This is a genomic window from Roseomonas acroporae (assembly GCF_023223525.1).
In the GTDB taxonomy this organism is placed as follows: domain Bacteria; phylum Pseudomonadota; class Alphaproteobacteria; order Acetobacterales; family Acetobacteraceae; genus Roseomonas_E; species Roseomonas_E acroporae.
Genome location: NZ_JALPRX010000197.1, coordinates 1 through 1,521, shown reverse-complemented (window position 1 = coordinate 1,521; position 1,521 = coordinate 1). Strand labels below are relative to the sequence as shown.

Genomic DNA, 1,521 nt, shown 5'->3' with positions numbered 1-1,521 from the left:
CAGTGCGTGTACGTGACCGGCGCCGATGCCAGCAGGCGGTGGTGCGCCGAAAGCACGTCGAGGTGTCCGCCTGGGCGCGCCGGCGCACTTCTTTTCCCCCACCCACGCCTCCGCTCGGCACTCCGCATGATGAGGCGGCGGGGCAGCCCGGTGCGGAGGCTCCGGGCGTTCGGGGGCCAGCCTAGCCCCGCCGACCGGCAGCGTAGCCCAGCCAGCGCGCCGCGGCACGTGCGGCATGACGGACATGGTGCCGATCATGGCGACGGCTCCAGCACCGGCATCCGCGCCGCGCACCGCTCCAACCACCCCGGCGTGACACCCGCCGCATCGCACCAGAGGCGCCGCGCCACCGCCCACTGCCCGCCGCCGGTCAGGAACAGCCGTGCCTCTTCCCGTTCCTCGGCGGTGACCGCGCGGGCGTTGCCGCCGCTGCGGCGCGGGTCGTAGAGCTTCGTCGCGGTCGCGTCGGCGATGGCCTGTCGGATCACGGCGAGCGCCAGGGCGCGGTCGCGGATCGCGGCCTCGGCCTGCTCGCCGGCGGTGGTGGGCAGCGGGGCGGTATGGGCATCCTCTGCCCCTACTACCGGCGCGGGCAGCGACCCGGAAATTCCGGGCAGCTGCGCCGACGCCGCAGGCACGGCGCCGCTGCGCCGGTGGGGCGCGTGCATGCTCATGCCGCCGCCCTCCGCGCGATCCGCCGCGCCGGCACCAGCTCGACCGCGCCGAGCCGCACCGGCTGCGCCCACGCCTCGGCAGGCTCCTCCTCTCCGTCGTGGTCGGGCTCGGCCTCCACGTCGCCGTCCATGCGGTCGAGCAGGTCGATCAGCCACGCGGCCAGGGCCTCGATGCGGGCGCGCTGGCCCAGCACCGGGGCGAGGCGGCGCAGCTCGGGCGGAAGCGCCCCGCAGTGGGGCGCCTCCCCGTGATGCTGGCGGGCGCTCATGCGCCGGCCTGGGGCAACAGCCGCACGATGTCGCGCACCAGCGACAGCACCAGTCGGATTTCGTCGTTCTCGGGCGAGAGATCGAAGTCCCTGGCCGCCGGCGGCAGATCGACGGCGATGACACGGGCCTTCGCCACCAGCCCTTCCGGCGTGCAGGCCGGCAGGTCCACCAGCCGCTCCCGCGCGGCGTCCTGCCGCTCGTCGGCCGCGTCCATGGCCGTATCGTCAGGCGCAGCCAGAAGCTCCGCCCGAGCCGCGTGATACTCTGCGCATGTGGCAAGCAGTGCAGCGTCGGCGGTCGGTGCCACGCCCGTGGGGGCCGCCGCCAGCGCGGCCACGCTGACCAGGGCACGACGGGGCAGGATGGCCCTCATGCCGCGCCTCCCGCCGCCTGCTGCCGCGCGGCGCGGATCTGCGCCGTCGTCCAGCGCTGCGCCTCGCCGCGCGTCTTGAAGGCGCGGGCCGGTTCCGGGCTGCCCTCCGGCGGGATCACCAGCCAGTCGCGCTTGCCCCAGGTGAGGCCGAGCACGCCTTCGGGATAGGACTTGCCCAGCCGCGCCAGCGGCACGAAGCGCCAG

Annotated in this window: 4 protein-coding genes; all 4 read right to left on the bottom strand. The window is 75.6% G+C overall.

Going from position 1 to position 1,521, the window contains the following annotated elements:
- Positions 1-254: 254 nt before the first annotated feature.
- Positions 255-674 (bottom strand): hypothetical protein, encoded by a 420-nt coding sequence (locus tag M0638_RS27835; protein ID WP_248670208.1) that lies wholly within the window; start codon positions 672-674, stop codon positions 255-257.
- On the bottom strand, positions 671-943 hold the full coding sequence (locus M0638_RS27830; protein ID WP_248670207.1) for a hypothetical protein: 273 nt from the start codon (positions 941-943) through the stop codon (positions 671-673). Before M0638_RS27830 ends, M0638_RS27835 begins: the two co-directional genes overlap by 4 nt.
- Positions 940-1,317, bottom strand: coding sequence for a hypothetical protein (locus M0638_RS27825; protein WP_248670206.1), 378 nt, complete (start codon positions 1,315-1,317; stop codon positions 940-942). Before M0638_RS27825 ends, M0638_RS27830 begins: the two co-directional genes overlap by 4 nt.
- On the bottom strand, positions 1,314-1,521 hold a 208-nt coding region (locus tag M0638_RS27820; RefSeq protein WP_248670205.1), incomplete at its 5' end, for a hypothetical protein. The genes M0638_RS27825 and M0638_RS27820, both read right to left, overlap by 4 nt.